Origin of the sequence: Haloarcula sp. H-GB4, from assembly GCF_030848575.1 — an archaeon.
Taxonomy (GTDB): domain Archaea; phylum Halobacteriota; class Halobacteria; order Halobacteriales; family Haloarculaceae; genus Haloarcula.
Genome location: NZ_JAVDDX010000001.1, coordinates 811532 through 828817, shown reverse-complemented (window position 1 = coordinate 828817; position 17286 = coordinate 811532). Strand labels below are relative to the sequence as shown.

Here is a 17286-nt window from a genome sequence, read left to right as displayed (position 1 = left end):
GTGAGACTCATGAACATAGCTAGGGAAGCACGGTACAAAACCGTTGTGTCGGTCCGGTTTAGAGTTCGATTCGTTCGACGATCTGGTTGCCGTCCTCTCGGGTGTTGAGCGCGACGATACGGACGTGTTCCTCCAAGCCGGAGTCCTTGAGTTTAGCCTTCAGAAGGTTATCGACCTGATAGACGCCGGCTGCGTTGTTCATTGCGATTTCGACGAGGACAGGATAGTCGTCGCCCAGGCTCAGCGTCACCGTCTCAATAGCCTGGCTGGAAACGGTGTCGATACCGCGACCGCCACGCTTGTACGGAATGCGTGAACGGCCGCGCTCCATGTCCAGCGCGTCAGCGACGCGGACAACGCCGGCTTCCAGCGTCAGCGGCTTTTCCTCGGTGTGATGGCAGAGAATCGCATGGAGTACCTCACCTTTCACCTGAACCGCCTGACGAATATCGTAGAACTCATCGAGCAAGTCATCGAGAATATCGGCGGCCAGCGGAATCGAGTAATACGGATGGGAATCGCGGTGGACAACGTGCCCGATGTCGTGTAGCGTCGTCGCAAGTGCAATAATGACAGCCTCATCGGCCTCATCGAGGCCGTGGTCGGCTGCACCGTTGAATTCGACGCCGGCCTGCTTGAGGAGGTCATACAGACACAGCGCTCGGTTTCGAACGATGCCAATGTGTTTCGCGCCGTGATCGTTGTACTGCTTGCGCGCGACGGGGTTGATGTTCTGGGCTTCGAGATACGCCTGGATCTCCTCGTCAGCCGTGATGGTGTCGAGAACTGCATTCAGTCGCCTGTCCGGGAACGCATGGTCCGCCTCGGGATCGTAAATACGACCGCTGGTATCGTCGCTATCAACGCTCATACCACAACCCAGACGACCCACCGCGAAAAATCCCCCACCGGCGCGATCAGGTGGCGGCGTCGATAACTTCGTCGTAGTCCGGTTCGACGCCGGGGTCGTCGCTGACCCAGGCGTACGTGACTTCTTGATTTTCGTCGACAACGAAGACAGCTCGCTTTGCTACGTTCGGAACGCCGAGTGCCTCGAAGTCCATCGAAATGTCGTAGGCATCGACGATCTCCCGCCCGGAGTCACTGACGAGGTCGAACTCAAGTCCCAGCTCGTCCCGGAACGCGTTCTGTGAGAACGGTGTGTCGATGCTGACACCGTACAACGTCGCCCCCGCCTCGGTGAGTTCGTCGAGTCGGTCCTGAAACGAGTTCATCTCGTGACTGCAAACGCTGGTGAATGCGCCCGGGAAGAACGCGAGCACAACAGGCCCGTCGGCGAGCGCTTCGGACAGCGTTAGTTCGTCAACGTCGCCGTTTGCGATCGGTGCCGTGAAATCAGGCGCAACGTCTCCAACTGAGACCATATTGCCGAGTTGACCCAGGCGAGTAAAACCCTTTCCGACCTGACCGAGTCCGGGCGCGATCAGAACTGTGCGAACTTCGCCGTGACCTCGTCGATCCACTCCGGCAGTTCGCGGTCCGCAAGTGTCCCGTCAGCGTCACGGGTCGTGACAACATCGGCAATCTCACCCTCGCGCGTGATATCAAGTCGCCACACTCCATCGGCCTCAATATCGACCCGAACAATGTCCTCCCCGACGGGTTTGATCGGTCGAATGGTTACTTCTTCCCCGCTCCTGACTTCCATCGTGTGACTATCGGCCGGCATCTGGTATCTCTGAGCGCCCGACAGCAGTTATATCCCCGGGCGGCGGCATCCATCCGAGACTGTGCCCGGTGCGCGGCAGGTTAACAAACGAATAATGAATTGACAGGACGGTGTAGCCAGTGATGCGGGTGCGAACCCGCAGACGGACACAGCACAAACGTAGGACACAGCCACGCAAACCGTGTCACCCGGGCACCCCAGCTATCAATCTGGTCCCGTGGACATGGTGTAGTCTCTCTGTCGACGTGCCGACCCAGACCAGCGATATGGAACGGCCGGAGACCTGGTGCCTCGTATTGCCCCGTCCGATCCACACCCCACTGCCGGGCCTCGCCGACAGTTCCCGGCGAGGCCGCTTCCACAGGCTGAGCGGGTACGCCTCGTCTGTGCTACATGTCCTGTATCTGACCGGCAGCAGCACAGCGTCAGTCCACTGGCAGTGAATCACCCAGTTGGCCGTCCTGAGCAAAAAGGTTATAATAGCAACCACGTAACCTTCGGATACAATGTTAGGGACATCCGCAGTACTGTTCCCGGGGATGCCCGGGACGACGGAGATGATGGTCATCCTCCTCATCGCCGTCCTGCTGTTCGGCGCGAACAAGATTCCAAAACTAGCGCGGTCGACTGGCGAAGCCATGGGCGAGTTCCAGAAGGGGCGCGAAGAAGTCGAACAAGAACTCGAAGAAATGCGTGACGGCGCTGCAGAAGGGGCCGACGCGTCTACCGTGGACTCGGCCGAATCGACCGAAACGGCGACGGAAACCGAGACGTAATCTCGACCACTTCTCCGTTTTTAGCGGGCGATAGTGATAACGAAAGGATTTTTCACCGCTCAATCGACCACCCGGTAGGGCGTGTGGCCTAGTGGACCAGGGCGAGGGGTTCCTAACCCCTAGAACGCGGGTTCGAATCCCGCCACGCCCGCTTTGTGGTTTCTCGCATCCGCTCGAAACACACTCGCGGCCGTGGCGTAGTTCGCAAACGCTTCGCGTTTGCTCACTCCCGACACGCCCGTGCAGCGACCGAAGGGAGCGAACCGGCATGGCGGGATTCTAATCAGGGAGGTCGCGCGCAGCGAAGCGAGCACGTCCGACCCGGTGAGTTAAACGATGCGAGTAGCGTCCATCGCAGCCGACGTGCATACAGCCCACAGCACCTGAGATGCCAACGTATAAGTTTAGGCTTACCTAACTCCTGCTGAAATGGACCGGGAGCCGTCCGAGCGGGCGGATGTCTGTGTCATCGGGGCCGGGCCGGCAGGGGCACTCATCGCGAGCCAACTCGCCAGCGTCGGACAGAACGTGGTCGTGCTGGAGGCCGGGCCGCGGTTCGACAGGTCGAACCGAGAGCAGCAGATGGAAGAGACGATCCGACCCGGCGACCACGGCTCTGTCTGGGATATGGGCGGCGACCGCGACGCGTTCAGTGCGAGCGGTGAGCGGCACTACCCGCTGAACATCTCACGGGTCAAAGGCGTCGGCGGGTCGACGCTGCACTGGCAGGGGATGGTGATGCGGCTGCACCCCTCGGATTTCGACGGCAGTCACGACACCGACGATCCGGCATGGCCGATCAGCTACGATGACCTGCAGCCGTACTACGCCGACGCCGAGCAGGCGCTGGGTGTCGCTGGTGACGCAGACAACCCCTTTGCACCGCCGCGAGACGGTGCGTATCCGTTGCCCGGGTTCCCGCCGTCGCACAGCGACTCGTTGTTCGCCGAGGCCTGCGAGTCGTTGGGCATCACGATGCACTCCGTGCCTAACGCCCGGAACTCGGAACCGTACGATGGCCGGGGGCCATGCGTCGGCTACGGGACCTGCCAGCCGGTCTGTCCCTCCGGCGCAAAGTACGACGCCAGCGTCCACATCGAAGACGCCGAAGCCGAGGGAGCCAGGGTCATCGACCGGGCGCCGGTCCAGCGCCTCGTTACTGATGCCGACGGACGCATCGAAGCAGTCGTCTACGCGACGCCGGACGGGACTGAACACCGCCAGACGGCCCGCGAGTTCGTCATCGCGGCGGGCGGCGTCGAGACGCCGCGACTCCTTCTCCTGTCGGCTGACGACGATCACCCGGACGGGCTGGCGAACAGTTCGGGACTGGTCGGGCACTATTTCATGGATCACCTGTTCGCTGGGGCAGGCGGCACGCTCGGCCGTGAAACGCGTCAGAACCACGTCGGCTTTCTCACAAGCGAGTGCCACCAGTTCTACGACGACCCCGGGCAGGCAGTCGAGCATGTCGCGGACGGCGAGACGGTCGTTTCGGCGACCGACGAGACGCTGTCACCGCTGAAACTGGAGTTCCTGAACTACGCTGGCCCATCACCGGTCGAACTCGCGCTCTCCGGTGAGGAGTGGGGCGATACGTTGCTGTCGAGCCTCCGCGAAAGTTACGGCAACAGCATTGCGATGGGCGGACTGGTCGGCCAGCCGCCACGGAAGGAGAACCGCGTAACGCTGGACACGTCAACGACGGACGACCACGGCAATCCAGTTCCAGACATTCAGTGGTCGTGGGGTGACCGGATAGAGCGATCGCTGACTCGTGCGAACAAGATTCAACACGCCGTGCTGTCGGAGCTGGGCGCTGACATCTCGTGGACGGTCGGGCCGGCTGACACCGGGCCAGCGTACCACCACATGGGCACGACGCGGATGGGAACGGATTCCGACAAGAGCGTAGTCAACCCACAGTTGCAGACCCACGACGTGGCGAACCTCTCGATTGCGTCCTCGTCGGTGTTCGTCACTGCCGGGTCGATGAACCCGACGTTGACCATCGCCGCGCTCGCACTGAAGTGCGCGGACCACGTCTCCGAGCGGCTTTAGTCCGCAGACTCGGTGAACACTGCTTTGCTCTGGCGAGTGACTTCCCGGAAACCGGGTGCGCCGTGTGCGAGCCACACGGCGACGGCGAGGCCGAACAGTCCGAACTGAAACAGGACGTACGGTTCGAATGAGAGCGAAGCGAACTGCTCAACGAAGGAGGTGTCGTTGGCGTACGGTGGCGGTGGCTGGAGCGGCCAGACGAGAAAGCGCAGCCACTGTAACTGTGTCAGGTCGCCGCCGAGTAGCCCTGCCACCGCTGTCGGGCTCATATCGGTCAGGATGTGTACGAACGCGCCGAGCATGAAAGCCGTCGACAGGTCCGTTCGGCGATATCGGACCGCGAGTCGGTGCAAGACCACTGTGAGAACGAGGAGGGTGAACACGGAATGGGCAAGCGACCGCCCGGACGGCAAGACGCCGAACGTCCAGGCGAAGGGCTTGTCGATCAGGTCCGGGAACTGCGACCCCACCGCCAGCGCGGTCAGCGTGGCCGCCGTCTGGCGACGGGTCGGGTCAAACCGAGTGTACACAACGTAGACGAGGTAAGCGACGGCGAGATGTCCCCACGGCCACATTGTGCACTGATATGCCGGATGGTGATTTGTATCTGCTGATACAGGTATGCGTGAGGAGTAAGCGGTAACTGATATCTCGGCCGTTCAGTACAGGCCGAGAATGGCGCCAGCGTCGAGCAAGAGGAGAATTGACACAACAGACGCGCCCAGCAGGAACGGGCGTGCGTTCCGGGCCGGTTCGCGTACCTTCTGCTGGTCGAAACCGTCGCTGAGCTTCGACGCGCCGACCTCGACGAGGCCAGCCAGAATGAACCACAGGACGATCATCGTGATGACGAGGTGCCCGCGACCGGTTCCCGTCAGCGATTCGGCGGTGTAGCGGGTCGCTGCCAGATGCCCACCCGTCAGGAACAGGAGCGTCGCACTCGCCCGTGACACTGTCTGAAGCTTCCCGGTAATCGACGACAGCGGTCCCGGCGAGGAGTCGCCGTTCATCGCTGTCGGGAGAACAGCGTAGGTCATGAACAACACGGTGCCAGCCCACAGCGCGGCGAATATCAGGTGTACCCCGAAGACAGCCGCGTTTACGACACTCATATGCGGCGGTTGGACGCGACCCCCTTCAACGTCGTGGGTTCGGTACGGCTACTCCGAGGAATCGAAGGCATCGAAGGCGTCCACGTCTGCGGACATGTCGAGTTCTTTGACCGCATCGGTGTCGGCCGAGATGTGCGTTTCGCGGTCGGTGTCGTAGTCCAGTTGGTCGATGAGGTGGACGAACGAGCCGGGATCGGGGATGAGGAAGATGCGGAGCGAGAACGCGACGTCGCTCTCCTTGATGTCGACGAGCGAGTCGAGCACGATAGTCAGTGAGTCCCGGCGAACGTGTGAGAGCGCCTTGTCGGCGATCTCGGTCGCGTCGTCCTGTACGACCGTCGGCGTCCCCATATTGATTGTCGCGTTCAGCGTGTTCGCGATGCCGTCGATGAAACCCGAGGTGAGGATGTTGCACATTTCCTGAAGCGCGGACTCGTGGAGCTGTGTGAACCCATCGTCAACGCTGGAGCCGGTCATCAGCTCCGCGATCTCCGCGGCCGTCTCCGTCTCGAAGGTCATCAGGAAGACACCGTACGGCGGCTCCGTCAGTCGGACACGAGCGCTGTAGATGGTCCCGCCACCCATCTCAGTGGCGATGTCCTCCGGCTGGACAAACGAGAGGCTCTTGATCTCGACGGCGGCGTCGACCCCGGCCAGCGTCGCCAGCGAATCGGCGACCTGTTCGGCTCCGTCCTGAATGAGTCTCGTAATGAGCGTGAGCTTCCGAATATCGATGAGAAGCGGCATTGCACAGTATCAGTACCTGTGATGTGTTACCGTTTTCGGTAGATACAGGGTCGGCAACTCGACGATGACCCACCGTAACGCTCATTACCACTGACTGACAGGGATTCGGTGGGGAGCGTGCTATTCCGTGTCTTACCCGTCATCGACGGGTTTCGCACGGGAAGCCGCCAGCGAATTTCTATGGGTCTGGCTGGGGAGCCACGGCCACGCCCGATGTGAGCACGCTTAAGCCGCCCCGTCCGTTTTGCACAGCCATGGAACCACGGGACCTCTCCGCTCACACTGTCTATCGGGCAGGTCGCGGTATCGAGGAGGTCGCCCGGGAACTCGGTCTCGACCCGGACGACATGGTGAAGCTGGCGTCAAACGAGAACATGTTCGGACCGAGCCCGGACGCTGTCGAGGCGATTCGCGGGTCCGCCGAGCGGATGCACTCCTATCCGAAGGCCTCCCACGCCGATCTTGTGGACGAGCTGGCGGATATGTGGGACGCCACGCCCGAACAGGTGTGGCTGAGCAACGGCGGCGACGGCGCGCTGGACTGCCTCGCCCGAGCCATGCTCGACCCCAGCCAGGACGTGCTTGTCCCGTCGCCGGGCTTCGCGTACTACGGGATGAGCGCCCGCTATCACCACGGCGAGGTCAATGAATACACGCTCTCGAAAACCGATGATTTCGCCCAGACCGCCGACACCGTCCTGAAAGATTACGACGGCGAGCGAATCGTCTACCTCACCAGCCCGCACAACCCGACTGGGGCGGAGTTCACGACCGACGCGGTCCGGACTATCGCCGAGGAAACCGACGAGCAGACCCTCGTCGTCGTCGACGAAGCCTACGGTGAGTTCACCGAAATGCCGAGCAAGCGGCCGTTGCTGGACGACCGCGACGACGTTGCGCTCCTGCGGACGTTCTCGAAGGCGTACGGGCTCGCGGGGATTCGACTCGGCTACGCGGTCGTTCCCGAGGACTGGGCCGACGCCTATGCCCGCATCAACACGCCGTTCTCGGCCAGCGAACTCGCCTGCCGTGCCGGGCTGGCGGCGCTCGACGATGACGAGCACGTCGAGCGGTCCGTCGACACCGCTGCGTGGGCCCGGGAGTACCTCGCCAAGGAACTCAACGCGCCGACCTGGGACAGCGCGGGGAACTTCATCCTCGCGGAGGTCGGCGACGCGTCGGCCATCGCGGATGCCGCCCAGGAGCGTGGTGTCATCATCCGCGACTGTTCCTCGTTCGGCCTCCCTGAATGCATCCGTATCACCTGCGGAACGCGCGAGGACACGGAACGAGCCGTCTCGGTACTGAACGAGGTCATTGAGGTGGTCGAGGCGTGAGAGTCGCCGTTACCGGAACGCCCGGGACGGGCAAGACAACGGCAGTGGAACACCTCGATACAGGTCTCGACACGCTCCACCTCAACGACGTGATCAAAGACGACGGGTTCTCAACGGGCATCGACGAGGACCGTGGAAGCCTCGTCGCCGATCTTGAGGGGCTGTCCGAGTGGCTGGACGGCCGTGACGACGTGCTGTTCGAGTCCCACCTCGCGCACCACTTCGATGCCGACCGGGTGATTGTGCTGCGAGCCCACCCTGAAACCATCGTTGAGCGGCTCCGGGAGCGCGGCGACGACGATTCGAAGGCCTACGAGAACGCGGAGTCGGAAGCACTCGATGTCATCCTCGGCGAAGCCGTCGAGGAGCACGGCATGGACTCCGTCTATGAAATAGAGACAACGGACCGGGACCCCGACGAGGTGGCACAGGAGATTCAGGCCGTCGTGGCCGGCGAGCGCGAGCCGAGTGCGGGGACCGTCTCCTACATCGACTGGCTATGACGCTCGATCAGTTCCGCCCGCTGGCTGACCGTGCGCTCGGCCCGTTCGTCAGCGCTGCCAAGATTGTTGGACTCTCCCCGAACGGTGTCAGCGTCATCGCGTTCCTGCTGGCCCTCGGTGCGGGCGGGGTGTACGCTGTCGCGGCGCAGGAACCCCTGCTGTATCTCGGCGGTGCCGTCCTCGTCTTTCTGAACGGCTGGCTCGACCTCGTGGACGGCGCGCTCGCGCGGGAACTCAACGTCGCGTCATCGGGCGGTGACCTGCTGGACCACGTGCTGGACCGCTACGCCGACATCGGCATCATCGTCGGCCTCGCCGCCGGTGTGAGCCAGTGGGAACTGGGCATCGCCGCCGTCACCGGCGTCCTGATGACCTCTTATCTCGGGACGCAGGCACAGGCGGTCGGCCTCGACCGCGTGTACGGCGGCCTGCTCGGTCGCGCCGACCGGCTTGCACTCGTCGGCGTTGTCACGGGCGTTGCGGCGTTCGTTCCGACCGCACTGGCCGGATTGACGCTGGTCGGCTGGCTACTGGTCGTGTTCGCCGTCGTCGGCCACGTTACCGCCGTCCAGCGGTTTTATCACGCGATGGCCGCGCTGGAGTAGCCAGCGCACCATTTATACCGCGCCCCGTCTAAGCCGTCGGTATGGTTCAGTGCGAGATGTGCGGAACGGAGGTTTCGTCTCCGAACCGCGTCAAAATCGAGGGAGCCGAACTCGACGTCTGTGACGAGTGTACCGACTTCGGCACGGAGGTCAAAACGGAGGAGACGTCGTCTACGTCGACGAAGTACTCGACGTCGTCCTCCTCATCATCGTCGTCGAGTTCGTCCTCCTCGTCGAGTTCCACGGGTGGCGGGTCCGGTGGCCGCCGTCGGGATATGTTCGACGAGATGGACGAGGTCGCACAGGATTACGACGACCGGATCCGTAAAGGTCGAGAGTCCCAGGGCCTCAGTCAGGAGGAACTCGCAAAGCAACTCAACGAGAAGGCGAGCCTGATCCGGAAGCTCGAACAGGGCAACTCGCTGCCCAGCGATGACGTCCAGAAGAAACTCGAAAGCGCGCTAGAGATCTCCCTGAGCGCCGGCGGCAGCGCCGACGAGACGGAGTGGTCCGGCGGGAGCAGCGACGGCGAGTACACGCTCGGCGATGTTGTGAAGCGAAAGGATTAGCTTACAACCGGAGGTCTCCTTCCTCAACGTCGAGTTCGTCCGCGAGTGACTCGACGTTCGACGAAATCCGTTCGATCTCGTCCTGGAGTTGTTGATACTGTTCGCTGTCTTGGAGTTCCCGGTCGGTTTTCTCGACACGGAGGACGTTGCGCTTGAGCTTTTTCGACGTGAGCGTCCGGAGTCGGTCGTTGTACTCCCGAATACTGTACAGCCGATCGACGACCTCCCGCAGGTCGTCGCGGGTGACAGGCTTAACAAGGTAGTCGTCGACGCGCATCTCGATGATGTCGAAGTCGGGGTCAATAGCAGTCACCATCGCGACACGGCATCGAAGGCCTGTCTCTTCGATCTGCGCAAGCACTTCGTTACCGGAGACGACCGGCATCCGGCGGTCAAGCAGTACGACGTCGATGTCGGGCGACAGCAGTTCTAACCCCTCTTCGCCGCTGTAGGCCGTCTGCACGTGATACTGGTCAGCTAGGTAATCGGTGTACAGGTCGGCTAGGTGTTGTTCGTCCTCGACTATCAGAACGGTCGGTGTGTCGTCATCCCCTGCTGTCACGGCTTGTCTCGTTTCTTGTCTCGGCTGAACCGTAATAACTGTCATCCCCGAGCGGTGGTTTGGGGAGAAACGAAGGTACAGTGATAGGGACGCCAAACGGGGGCTTCGCAACCTATTTCCCCACAGCAACCGGTGCGTTTCGTATGTTCGTCCTTGTCAATTTGAAGGCGTACCCGTGTGACCCAGTCGAGGTAGCAACCGCCGCTGCTGACGTCAGCGACGATTCCGGCGTTCGTGTCGCCGTCGCGCCACAGGCCGCACAGATCGGCGCTGTTGCGGAGACCGGCGTCGAGACGTGGGCCCAGCACATTAGCGCCGTCGAGCACGGCAGTCACACCGGCAGTACCCTCGCCGAGGCCGCTGCGGACGCCGGTGCCGTCGGGACGCTGCTGAACCACTCCGAGAACCGGCTCAAGCTCGCGGACATCGACGGGGCGCTCGACGCCGCCGACCGAGCCGACCTCGAAACCATCGTCTGTGCGAACAACCCCGCACAGATCGGCGCGGCCGCCGCGCTCGACCCTGACGGCGTGGCCGTCGAGCCGCCGGAACTCATCGGGACTGGCACGCCCGTCAGCAAGGCTGACCCGGACATCGTGACCGGCGCGGTCGACGCCGCTGCCCGTGTCAACGGCGATGTGGACGTGCTCTGTGGGGCCGGCATCTCGACCGGCGCGGACCTCGTCTCGGCGAGCGACCTCGGCGCGAGCGGTGTCCTGCTGGCAAGCGGCGTTGCGAAGGCTGATGACCCGCGCGCAGCACTCGAAGGCCTCGTCGAACCGCTCCTGTAAAATCGACGGCGTCGCAGTACTACCTTTTCAGTCGCTGTCCCCGTCGAGAAACGCCGACTCAAGCTGGGACACAACTGACTCGACCTCGTCTTCGTCGAGTCGGCGGTCGCTCTCTTCCCGAACCAGCGCCGCCAGTCGCGTGTCGTACTGTCCACGGCCGACGTGTTCGACCAGCCCGCGGAGCCGGAGCTCCCTATTTCGTGCATAGGCCGCCGTCCGGTCGCCGGAGCCGCCGGCCGAGAAATGTGCGTTCAGCGGCGTCCCGGGACCCTGCTCACGGTAGTACGCGAGCATTCTGCAGGTCTTTCGATCCAACTCCTCGATGTCGGCTCGCAGGTCGCCGTAGACAGCGGGGCCGTCAGCATCGGACGACGTCTCGTCTTCGGTGGCTTCAGTTGCCTCGTCCGACTGCTCAGCTTCAACGGCCTCGGCGATGGCCGCTCTCAGATCCTCGTCATCAGTCTCAGCAGTGTCTGTCTCAGCCTGACCGTTGACTGGCACGGCCGCCGCACCGTTGTTTGTGGCGCCCCCGTTCGCCGCTACGTCGGCGTTCGCGTCGTGGCCGTTCGACGCTGGTTTGGCGTCAGCGTTGCTGGCATCTGGCTCCGATTCAGCGTCAGCGCTGCTCCCATTCGCGTCTGTACCGCCATTGGCGCTGCCGCCGTTCATTGCAGCCCCGTCCTCGGCAAAGGCGCTGAACGCGTCGCCGAACCCACCGCCAGACGTGGCGTCAGCGGTCTCGTCCGGCTCCGCGGGCTGCTCGTCGCGGGAACCGTCGGCGTCCGTCTCACTGTCGGCGTCTGCGTCGCCGTCCGACGCCGGCTGGTCGGCGAACCGTTCGCGCTGGCGGCGCATCTTCTCCTGTTCCGTCCGGCCGGGGTTGTAGTCCTCGGCCTGATCCAGCATCGCTTCGGTGAACTGCTCGGCCATCCGCGAGAGGTCCCGGGCGTCCTGCAGTTCCGCCTCCAGTTCGGCGATGCGGGAATTCTTTTTATCCAGTTCCTCACGGAGTTCCTTGATCCGGTTCTCCGTCTCCTGCTGGTCCTCGCTGATTGTCTCCAGTTCGGAAACGAGGTCGTCGCTGACGGACTTGAGTTCCGGGCGCTCGAAGTCGTCGAGGCCCGGCGTCGCGCCGGCATCGAACGTCTGCTTGCGGTGGAACTGGACACGGCTGACCTGCTCGGCCCAGTCGTTCATCATGAACGCCTCGCCGTCGTCTAGGTCCTCGACGGCGTCAGCGTACTTGTTGTCGAGGATGCGCCCGACGACTTTCGTGTCGTTGTTCCAGGTCAGGCGATGCCAGACCAGCCAGTCACACTGGGTGATGTAGTCTTTCTTCACGTCGGCCGGGCGCTGACTGATGCCGACGATGCCCAGCCCGTGTTTCCGGCCGCGTTTCCCGATTTTGATGAGCATCTTCCCGACCTCGCCCATCGACCCCTTCTCCGGCATCCACTCGTGGCATTCCTCGACGAGCATCAGGAAGGGCTGTTTCTGTTTTTTCGCCTTCGCGAACAGTTGCTTGGCGACCTCGGTCAGTAGTGTCTCTGCTTCCTCCTCATCAAGGAACGACGAGATGTCGAGAATGATGGGGACGTTCTGTTCCAGCGCCAGCGAAGCGATCTTGCCGGCGTGGTCGTCCGTGACCTGAATGTCACACTCCTCGTCACCGCCGACGTGGAGTATCTCATACTCCTCTTTGAGACCGTAGTACTCACCGTCAATATCGACGATAAGTAGGCCAAATCCGTTGTCCAGCAGTTTCTCGGCGATGACACTCGCCGTATTCGACTTCCCGGACCCGCTCTTGCCGGTGATGAATCCCCGGCCAGTCAGCAGTTCCACCACCGGGAGATTGACAGTCTCTCCCGGTTCCCCGGTCCCACCCGGCCCCGCGCTCGTCGTCGCGACAGTTATCTGTTCGGTCTCTGCCATGCGTTTCTGTCAAGACGGAGACGCGCAGGCCCCATAACTCTCCGTCAGACGACCGTCAACTGCAGTACAGGTCTGGGCCGGGGGCGAAACCGTTCGGAATGACGCGGCGATTTCGCCCGGTCGGCTTCGAGATTCCGTGTCCTATCGGTGAGATTCTCTCACCGAATCCGTTATGACCGTGTTTCGGGTGTCCGACTGGGGCCCCACTCGTCGTGGTGGACCAGTTCCGATCTATCGATACGACTACGCCAGCCTTCCTGTTGCAGTACCGGTTCGGAAGGGAAGCCGTCCTCTGGGTAGCCGACACAGAGATATGCCACGGGTTGAATGTGGTGTGGAATGTTCAACACATCACGGAGTTCGTGGGGATACAGGAACGAGACCCAGCCGACACCGATACCCTCGGCACGGGCAGCGAGCCAGAGGTTTTGCACGGCAAGGCACGTCGAATAAACGTCCATTCGCTGCATCGTGTTCCGGCCGAGAACGTGTGGCGCATCGCGGGTGGGGTCACAGGTAACACAGATATTCACCGGCGCATCGGTTATCCCCTCAAGTTTCAACTGGCCGAACTCTGATTTGCGCGGCTCTTTGTATCCTTCTCGTGCGGCCGCTATCGCCCGCTCGGCAATCGCTGCGACCGCTGATTTCGTCTGTTCGTCTTCTATCACGACGAAATCCCACGGTTGCGAGAACCCAACGCTGGGCGCGTTGTGAGCGGCGTCTAGAATCCGTCCGAGCACTTCCTCGGGAACTGGGTCGCCGACAAATCGTCTGATGTCTCGTCGCGAATAGATGGTCTTGTAAACTGCTTCGCGGTCTTGGGGACCGATCTCAGCCATATGTTCCATGACAGACGACAGTTGTATACCGGTTATGCTGGCCAGCGGATGTTCCGGATACAGCGATGTCCGAATGCAAGGCAGATCATGATCAGTGCCGGTCAGTTCAGGTCGGGGTAACGGCTATTGCAATGGGACTCCTTGGCATAGTTATTCAGCTGGGCTGTCCATGGACAGATACGAGACGTTCGTCGAGGACGGAACCGTGTACGTCGGGAGTGACGACGGTCCCCTGAAGGTGGCGCCGCTTGACGATATCGTCACGGCCGCAGGTGGCCCGGCGTGGACGATTTCCTACACCGAGGCGGAGAAAGAGCGCTACGCCGGGATGGACACCAGCGACGAAGGGTTGGTGGTCGACGTAGTCGACATGTTGCACGCAATGACCCACAGTCGGCGGTTCGTCGACACGCTGGCCGCACATCCGACAGATGTCCCGGCTGATGACACTATTTCGCCGCGAGCCGGCCTGTTCGTCGGGAAACTACTGGAGAATCTGGAACACGGTGTCGCCTGAGAACGCCTAGAAATCTGCGAGCGTGGTCTGACCGGGCGGGAGCGAGATGTGCGTCTCACCGGCGTCTGTTCCCTCGTCCACCGTGTCCTCGACAGCCTCGCTACCCGCCTCATTCTCGGCGAACGTTCCGAGTCCGACTTGCCCCCCGTCGTCCAGCTCGTCGGCTACCGCCGGGACGTTGCTGGTGCGGGGATTATCGGACGGTTCCTCGGAACCATCGCCACCGCCGAACCCGTCCAGGTTGGCCTGTTCGCCGGCAGAGAAGTCCAGATTCGAAACGCGAACACCGACCTTCCGAACGGGATCGCCAGCGAACTCGCCGAGCAGGTCCAGCGCGATGCGTCTGACCAGTTCGGGTTCCTCGACTGGACCGGGAAGCGACCGGGCGCGCGTGTTCACATCGAACGGCGGCGTCACGACCTTGATGCCGATAGTCTGGTAACGCGCGCCTTTTCGCTCGGCGCGGTCAGCGACAGCATCGGCGAGGGTGCGAACCTGTCGACACTTGGCCTCCATGTCGGCCGTCGCATCAGTGAACGCGGACTCCCGCGAGAGACTCTTGGGGTCGCCTTTCGGCGTTACCGACCGCTCGTCCTCGCCGCGGGCGTAGCGGCGTATCTCGCGGCCGCGCTCACCGAAGCGTTCGGCCAGCAGTTCCGGGTCGGCGGCCGCGAGGTCCCCTGCAGTTTCGATATCGAGTGTAGCGAGTTCTCTGGCGGTGACCGGCCCGACGCCGTGCACGTCCTCGACAGGGAGGTCATCAAAGAACTCTCGGACGGCTCCCGGTTCGACGATGACCAGCCCGTCCGGCTTGTCGCGGTCGCTGGCCACCTTCGCAGCGCTCATCGTCGGGGCAACGCCGACACTTGCGACCACGCCCACCGCTGACTCGATTGTATCTTTCAGGTCCTGCGCCCACGATTCGACAGTCTCCCATGAGACCCGCTCGGTCACATCCAGATACGCTTCGTCGATGCTCACCTCGCGGACGACATCCGCTTCCGTGTGGAGGATTTCCCGGACATCCGCGGCGACGGACTCGTAGAAGTCCATGTCGACCGGGCGGTAGAAGCCGGCGTCTTCGACATCGAGGTCCGGAGCCGCAACAGCGTCGACCTTCCGTGGCAGGCGTTCCAGGGCCTCTGAGATGGCCATCGCTGATTCAACACCGTACTCTCGGGCCTCGTAGCTCGCTGTCGCAACGGCCCCATGGGTCGCGCCGTTCTCGTAACCCATCCCCACGACGAGTGGCTCATCTCTGAGTGCTGGCTCCCGCCGCTGTTCACAGGCGGCGTAGAAACAGTCCATGTCGACGTGCGCGACTATCTGCTCGGATCCGCTGGTCCCAGGGAGCCGCGCAACGTCCATACCCGACGCTATGTGTACTGGCAGAAAACCCCACCGGCCCTCGCCAAGCGCATCAGGTCAAGGGTGGTCGGGTGTGTCGACATAACCCCGGAAAACGGGAGCAGGGAAAGTGGTGGGGTGGGGGTGGGGTGTCAGATGCTCCGTACGCCGTTGGTTGCATAGCGATACGTGGCCGGTGGAGTGGCCATTGCTCCACCGGCGAGTTGTCGTCCGCCGATGCCAATCCCGGATGGTACGACGGTCGTTCCCGCCGGGAGCGTGGATAGCTCCATGTTAACAAAAGTCATGGTAGCACTTCAATGTTGGCTGAAGTTATATTTATCTCACACTTTGAGTGCTCCCGCTCGAAACGTTTTCAGTCCTCTCCCCACGACTGCGACGTAATGACTGAACTGACGGACTCGCTGCCGGACAGACCGCTCTCTACGAGCGAAATCTCAGCCCTTGAAGCCCAGTACGACGACTACGGGTTTGCGCCGGTCGGGTTCTTCCCCGATCTCGACGTGGTGGCCGCGTTCGTCGTTATCATCAACGGGGACCGCGGCTACAGCCTCGGTTATGACCGCGACGGTGACGGCTGGGTAGTCGTCGAGTCCTTCGAGGACGGTGAGGACTTCGCGGGCGTCACTGACCGGCTACAAGAATGGATTGGTGACGACTGGGAAGAGTTCGAGCAGGCTGCCGTCGAGCCAGAGTGAGGGTGTCGACGGCTATGGAGCCGGACAGAGGACGAACGCGGCGAGCTTCAAACGCCTGCTAACGCCTCGGCTGGTCGTTTTTGTTGCCGCAGAATGCGATGGCTGGGGTTTGTACTCGACTGCAAATCCTCGCTGTCGCTCGGATTTCCGTAGGTCAAATCCGTCACTCCACAGTTCCGACTCACCAATAGTTCGTTGAAAAAGTGCGGCGACCGGGATTTGAACCCGGGCCATGAGCTTGGAAGGCTCAGGTCCTACCACTAGACCACCGCCGCTCATTGCTCCGCGTCTTCGCGGCGTGCCTCGCGATTCCGTTGGAATCGCTCGCCACCGCCGCACGCTCACTTCGTTCGCGCGCGGCGTCGTTCGCAAATCCGTTGGATTTGCTCACCACCGCCGCTCACTCGTGCGGACACAGACTCGGTGGACTGTGTTTCGCCCGAGTGCGAACGTATACGTCCATAGATGGAAGGCAATTAAGTGCGTTTCCCTTCTAGCTCGACAACCCCGTAACAGTTGCCGCTTGAGAGTTCCATCGAGACGAGTCGAAGGTCGCTGTCAGCGACATCACGCTCGAACTCGGCTGGCGCGTAGATGTGATAGAACCGCGGGACCGTCTCGCCACCGGGGAGCGTCCAGTCGACGGTCGTGTCAAAGCCCTCGTCCGCGTCGGGGTCGGCGTCGAAGCGGTCGTGAGCCGTGCTCCACACACTGACGAGCGCCCGAGCACCCGGCGCGAGGACGCGGGCCAGTTCGTCCAGACTGGCGCGGCGGGCGGCCTGCGACGGCAGGTGATGCAGCGTCGCGACGTACACCGCGCGATCGACAGACCCGGCTGTAAGCGGGAGGCGGGTCGCGTCGCCCTGCAGTAGCGCGACGCTGTCGCCGACGCGGTCGGTCGCCGCCCGCAGGAGTGCGCGGCTGGCGTCGAGGCCGACGACGTGGTCAGCGACCCCTGCGAGCAGTTCCGCGTGGCGGCCGTTGCCACAGCCGATATCGAGCGCCATCCCAACACTATCGGATTCGTCGACGAACGATTCGACTTCCGGCCAAGCATACTCACGGGTCTTCGAGAAGTGGTCACCGATGTCCTCGTACGTCCGGCGGACGGCGGCCCGCGAACGGGCCGGTTCGTCACTGTCGGCGCTCGAATCGGAGGCTGGCATCGGTCGA

At 62.5% G+C, this 17286-nt stretch carries 21 protein-coding genes and 2 tRNA genes; 10 read left to right on the top strand and 13 right to left on the bottom strand.

Annotation, left to right across the window (positions count from 1 at the left end):
- Nucleotides 1-58: 58 nt before the first annotated feature.
- The 3 genes from RBH20_RS04420 to RBH20_RS04410 are packed head-to-tail and all read right to left on the bottom strand — an operon-like array spanning nt 59 to nt 1690.
- On the bottom strand, nt 59-871 hold the full coding sequence (locus RBH20_RS04420; protein WP_306705899.1) for an HD domain-containing protein: 813 nt from the start codon (nt 869-871) through the stop codon (nt 59-61).
- 46 nt (nt 872-917) lie between these two features.
- Nucleotides 918-1385, bottom strand: a complete 468-nt coding sequence (locus tag RBH20_RS04415; protein ID WP_306705897.1) for a peroxiredoxin — start codon at nt 1383-1385, stop codon at nt 918-920.
- Between the two features lie 59 nt (nt 1386-1444).
- Entirely contained in the window at nt 1445-1690 is a 246-nt protein-coding gene (locus RBH20_RS04410; protein WP_306705890.1) for a hypothetical protein, read from the bottom strand.
- A 539-nt stretch (nt 1691-2229) separates the two neighbouring features.
- On the opposite strand from RBH20_RS04410, the gene RBH20_RS04405 reads away from it, so the two are divergent.
- The 3 genes from RBH20_RS04405 (at nt 2230) to RBH20_RS04395 (ending at nt 4527) form a co-directional block, all read left to right on the top strand.
- The gene (locus RBH20_RS04405) at nt 2230-2466 is read left to right on the top strand and encodes a twin-arginine translocase TatA/TatE family subunit (protein WP_306707468.1); all 237 of its coding nucleotides are present in this window, start codon (nt 2230-2232) and stop codon (nt 2464-2466) included.
- 77 nt (nt 2467-2543) lie between these two features.
- A tRNA-Arg gene (locus RBH20_RS04400) sits at nt 2544-2617 on the top strand.
- 278 nt (nt 2618-2895) lie between these two features.
- A complete protein-coding gene (locus RBH20_RS04395) occupies nt 2896-4527 on the top strand; it encodes a GMC family oxidoreductase (RefSeq protein ID WP_306705884.1) in 1632 nt (543 codons plus the stop codon).
- Here the strand turns inward: RBH20_RS04395 and RBH20_RS04390 are convergent.
- The 3 genes from RBH20_RS04390 to RBH20_RS04380 form a co-directional block, all read right to left on the bottom strand.
- Nucleotides 4524-5102: a metal-dependent hydrolase gene (locus RBH20_RS04390; RefSeq protein ID WP_306705882.1), complete on the bottom strand. Its 579-nt coding sequence runs from the start codon at nt 5100-5102 to the stop codon at nt 4524-4526. The two genes, RBH20_RS04395 and RBH20_RS04390, sit on opposite strands and share 4 nt — an antisense overlap.
- A gap of 84 nt (nt 5103-5186) precedes the next feature.
- Nucleotides 5187-5639, bottom strand: coding sequence for a transporter (locus tag RBH20_RS04385; protein ID WP_306705876.1), 453 nt, complete (start codon nt 5637-5639; stop codon nt 5187-5189).
- Nucleotides 5640-5687: 48 nt separating this feature from the next.
- Nucleotides 5688-6386 (bottom strand): chemotaxis protein CheC, encoded by a 699-nt coding sequence (locus tag RBH20_RS04380; protein ID WP_306705875.1) that lies wholly within the window; start codon nt 6384-6386, stop codon nt 5688-5690.
- Between the two features lie 254 nt (nt 6387-6640).
- Between RBH20_RS04380 and hisC the strand changes: the two genes are divergently transcribed.
- The 4 genes from hisC to RBH20_RS04360 are packed head-to-tail and all read left to right on the top strand — an operon-like array spanning nt 6641 to nt 9400.
- Complete coding sequence (hisC, locus tag RBH20_RS04375; RefSeq protein ID WP_306705873.1) at nt 6641-7723, top strand: histidinol-phosphate transaminase; 1083 nt, start codon at nt 6641-6643, stop codon at nt 7721-7723.
- Nucleotides 7720-8226, top strand: a complete 507-nt coding sequence (locus RBH20_RS04370) for an adenylate kinase family protein (protein WP_306705871.1) — start codon at nt 7720-7722, stop codon at nt 8224-8226. The genes hisC and RBH20_RS04370 overlap by 4 nt, the downstream gene beginning before the upstream one ends.
- Nucleotides 8223-8831: a CDP-alcohol phosphatidyltransferase family protein gene (locus tag RBH20_RS04365; RefSeq protein ID WP_306705869.1), complete on the top strand. Its 609-nt coding sequence runs from the start codon at nt 8223-8225 to the stop codon at nt 8829-8831. The genes RBH20_RS04370 and RBH20_RS04365 overlap by 4 nt, the downstream gene beginning before the upstream one ends.
- Nucleotides 8832-8872: 41 nt before the next feature.
- Nucleotides 8873-9400 carry a multiprotein bridging factor aMBF1 gene (locus RBH20_RS04360; protein ID WP_306705867.1) on the top strand — a complete coding sequence of 176 codons (528 nt, stop codon included), beginning with the start codon at nt 8873-8875 and terminating at the stop codon, nt 9398-9400.
- A 1-nt stretch (nt 9401) separates the two neighbouring features.
- Here the strand turns inward: RBH20_RS04360 and RBH20_RS04355 are convergent, their stop codons facing one another.
- A complete protein-coding gene (locus tag RBH20_RS04355) occupies nt 9402-10007 on the bottom strand; it encodes a response regulator transcription factor (protein WP_306705865.1) in 606 nt (201 codons plus the stop codon).
- Between the two features lie 98 nt (nt 10008-10105).
- Here RBH20_RS04355 and tpiA point away from each other — a divergent pair, with 98 nt between their 5' ends.
- Complete coding sequence (tpiA, locus tag RBH20_RS04350; RefSeq protein ID WP_306705864.1) at nt 10106-10753, top strand: triose-phosphate isomerase; 648 nt, start codon at nt 10106-10108, stop codon at nt 10751-10753.
- A gap of 27 nt (nt 10754-10780) precedes the next feature.
- Here the strand turns inward: tpiA and RBH20_RS04345 are convergent, their stop codons facing one another.
- Together RBH20_RS04345 and bluB are read right to left on the bottom strand one after the other, a co-directional pair.
- On the bottom strand, nt 10781-12688 hold the full coding sequence (locus RBH20_RS04345) for a helicase HerA domain-containing protein (protein ID WP_306705862.1): 1908 nt from the start codon (nt 12686-12688) through the stop codon (nt 10781-10783).
- Nucleotides 12689-12858: 170 nt separating this feature from the next.
- Nucleotides 12859-13530 (bottom strand): 5,6-dimethylbenzimidazole synthase, encoded by a 672-nt coding sequence (bluB, locus tag RBH20_RS04340; protein WP_306705860.1) that lies wholly within the window; start codon nt 13528-13530, stop codon nt 12859-12861.
- A 169-nt stretch (nt 13531-13699) separates the two neighbouring features.
- On the opposite strand from bluB, the gene RBH20_RS04335 reads away from it, so the two are divergent.
- Nucleotides 13700-14047, top strand: coding sequence for a hypothetical protein (locus RBH20_RS04335; RefSeq protein WP_306705859.1), 348 nt, complete (start codon nt 13700-13702; stop codon nt 14045-14047).
- Between the two features lie 6 nt (nt 14048-14053).
- Here the strand turns inward: RBH20_RS04335 and dinB are convergent, their stop codons facing one another.
- Together dinB and RBH20_RS04325 are read right to left on the bottom strand one after the other, a co-directional pair.
- The gene (dinB, locus tag RBH20_RS04330; protein WP_306705857.1) at nt 14054-15415 is read right to left on the bottom strand and encodes a DNA polymerase IV; all 1362 of its coding nucleotides are present in this window, start codon (nt 15413-15415) and stop codon (nt 14054-14056) included.
- 131 nt (nt 15416-15546) lie between these two features.
- Complete coding sequence (locus RBH20_RS04325) at nt 15547-15702, bottom strand: hypothetical protein (RefSeq protein WP_306705855.1); 156 nt, start codon at nt 15700-15702, stop codon at nt 15547-15549.
- 96 nt (nt 15703-15798) lie between these two features.
- Between RBH20_RS04325 and RBH20_RS04320 the strand changes: the two genes are divergently transcribed.
- Complete coding sequence (locus RBH20_RS04320) at nt 15799-16113, top strand: hypothetical protein (RefSeq protein WP_306705853.1); 315 nt, start codon at nt 15799-15801, stop codon at nt 16111-16113.
- Nucleotides 16114-16317: 204 nt separating this feature from the next.
- Here RBH20_RS04320 and RBH20_RS04315 read toward each other — a convergent pair.
- Both RBH20_RS04315 and RBH20_RS04310 read right to left on the bottom strand, forming a co-directional pair.
- Nucleotides 16318-16388 (bottom strand) — tRNA-Gly (locus tag RBH20_RS04315).
- 201 nt (nt 16389-16589) lie between these two features.
- A complete protein-coding gene (locus RBH20_RS04310; RefSeq protein WP_306705850.1) occupies nt 16590-17279 on the bottom strand; it encodes a class I SAM-dependent methyltransferase in 690 nt (229 codons plus the stop codon).
- Nucleotides 17280-17286 lie beyond the last annotated feature (7 nt).

Coding starts and splice junctions, on each gene's coding strand:
- RBH20_RS04405 (WP_306707468.1), top strand. CDS start 2,230: ATGCCCGGGACGACGGAGATGATGGTCATCCTCCTCATCGCCGTCCTG.
- RBH20_RS04320 (WP_306705853.1), top strand. CDS start 15,799: ATGACTGAACTGACGGACTCGCTGCCGGACAGACCGCTCTCTACGAGC.
- RBH20_RS04345 (WP_306705862.1), bottom strand. CDS start 12,688: ATGGCAGAGACCGAACAGATAACTGTCGCGACGACGAGCGCGGGGCCG.
- bluB (WP_306705860.1), bottom strand. CDS start 13,530: ATGGCTGAGATCGGTCCCCAAGACCGCGAAGCAGTTTACAAGACCATC.
- RBH20_RS04360 (WP_306705867.1), top strand. CDS start 8,873: ATGGTTCAGTGCGAGATGTGCGGAACGGAGGTTTCGTCTCCGAACCGC.
- RBH20_RS04365 (WP_306705869.1), top strand. CDS start 8,223: ATGACGCTCGATCAGTTCCGCCCGCTGGCTGACCGTGCGCTCGGCCCG.
- dinB (WP_306705857.1), bottom strand. CDS start 15,415: ATGGACGTTGCGCGGCTCCCTGGGACCAGCGGATCCGAGCAGATAGTC.
- hisC (WP_306705873.1), top strand. CDS start 6,641: ATGGAACCACGGGACCTCTCCGCTCACACTGTCTATCGGGCAGGTCGC.
- RBH20_RS04380 (WP_306705875.1), bottom strand. CDS start 6,386: ATGCCGCTTCTCATCGATATTCGGAAGCTCACGCTCATTACGAGACTC.
- RBH20_RS04420 (WP_306705899.1), bottom strand. CDS start 871: ATGAGCGTTGATAGCGACGATACCAGCGGTCGTATTTACGATCCCGAG.
- RBH20_RS04355 (WP_306705865.1), bottom strand. CDS start 10,007: ATGACAGTTATTACGGTTCAGCCGAGACAAGAAACGAGACAAGCCGTG.
- RBH20_RS04335 (WP_306705859.1), top strand. CDS start 13,700: ATGGACAGATACGAGACGTTCGTCGAGGACGGAACCGTGTACGTCGGG.
- RBH20_RS04410 (WP_306705890.1), bottom strand. CDS start 1,690: ATGCCGGCCGATAGTCACACGATGGAAGTCAGGAGCGGGGAAGAAGTA.
- RBH20_RS04310 (WP_306705850.1), bottom strand. CDS start 17,279: ATGCCAGCCTCCGATTCGAGCGCCGACAGTGACGAACCGGCCCGTTCG.
- tpiA (WP_306705864.1), top strand. CDS start 10,106: ATGTTCGTCCTTGTCAATTTGAAGGCGTACCCGTGTGACCCAGTCGAG.
- RBH20_RS04390 (WP_306705882.1), bottom strand. CDS start 5,102: ATGTGGCCGTGGGGACATCTCGCCGTCGCTTACCTCGTCTACGTTGTG.
- RBH20_RS04385 (WP_306705876.1), bottom strand. CDS start 5,639: ATGAGTGTCGTAAACGCGGCTGTCTTCGGGGTACACCTGATATTCGCC.
- RBH20_RS04395 (WP_306705884.1), top strand. CDS start 2,896: ATGGACCGGGAGCCGTCCGAGCGGGCGGATGTCTGTGTCATCGGGGCC.
- RBH20_RS04325 (WP_306705855.1), bottom strand. CDS start 15,702: ATGACTTTTGTTAACATGGAGCTATCCACGCTCCCGGCGGGAACGACC.
- RBH20_RS04415 (WP_306705897.1), bottom strand. CDS start 1,385: ATGGTCTCAGTTGGAGACGTTGCGCCTGATTTCACGGCACCGATCGCA.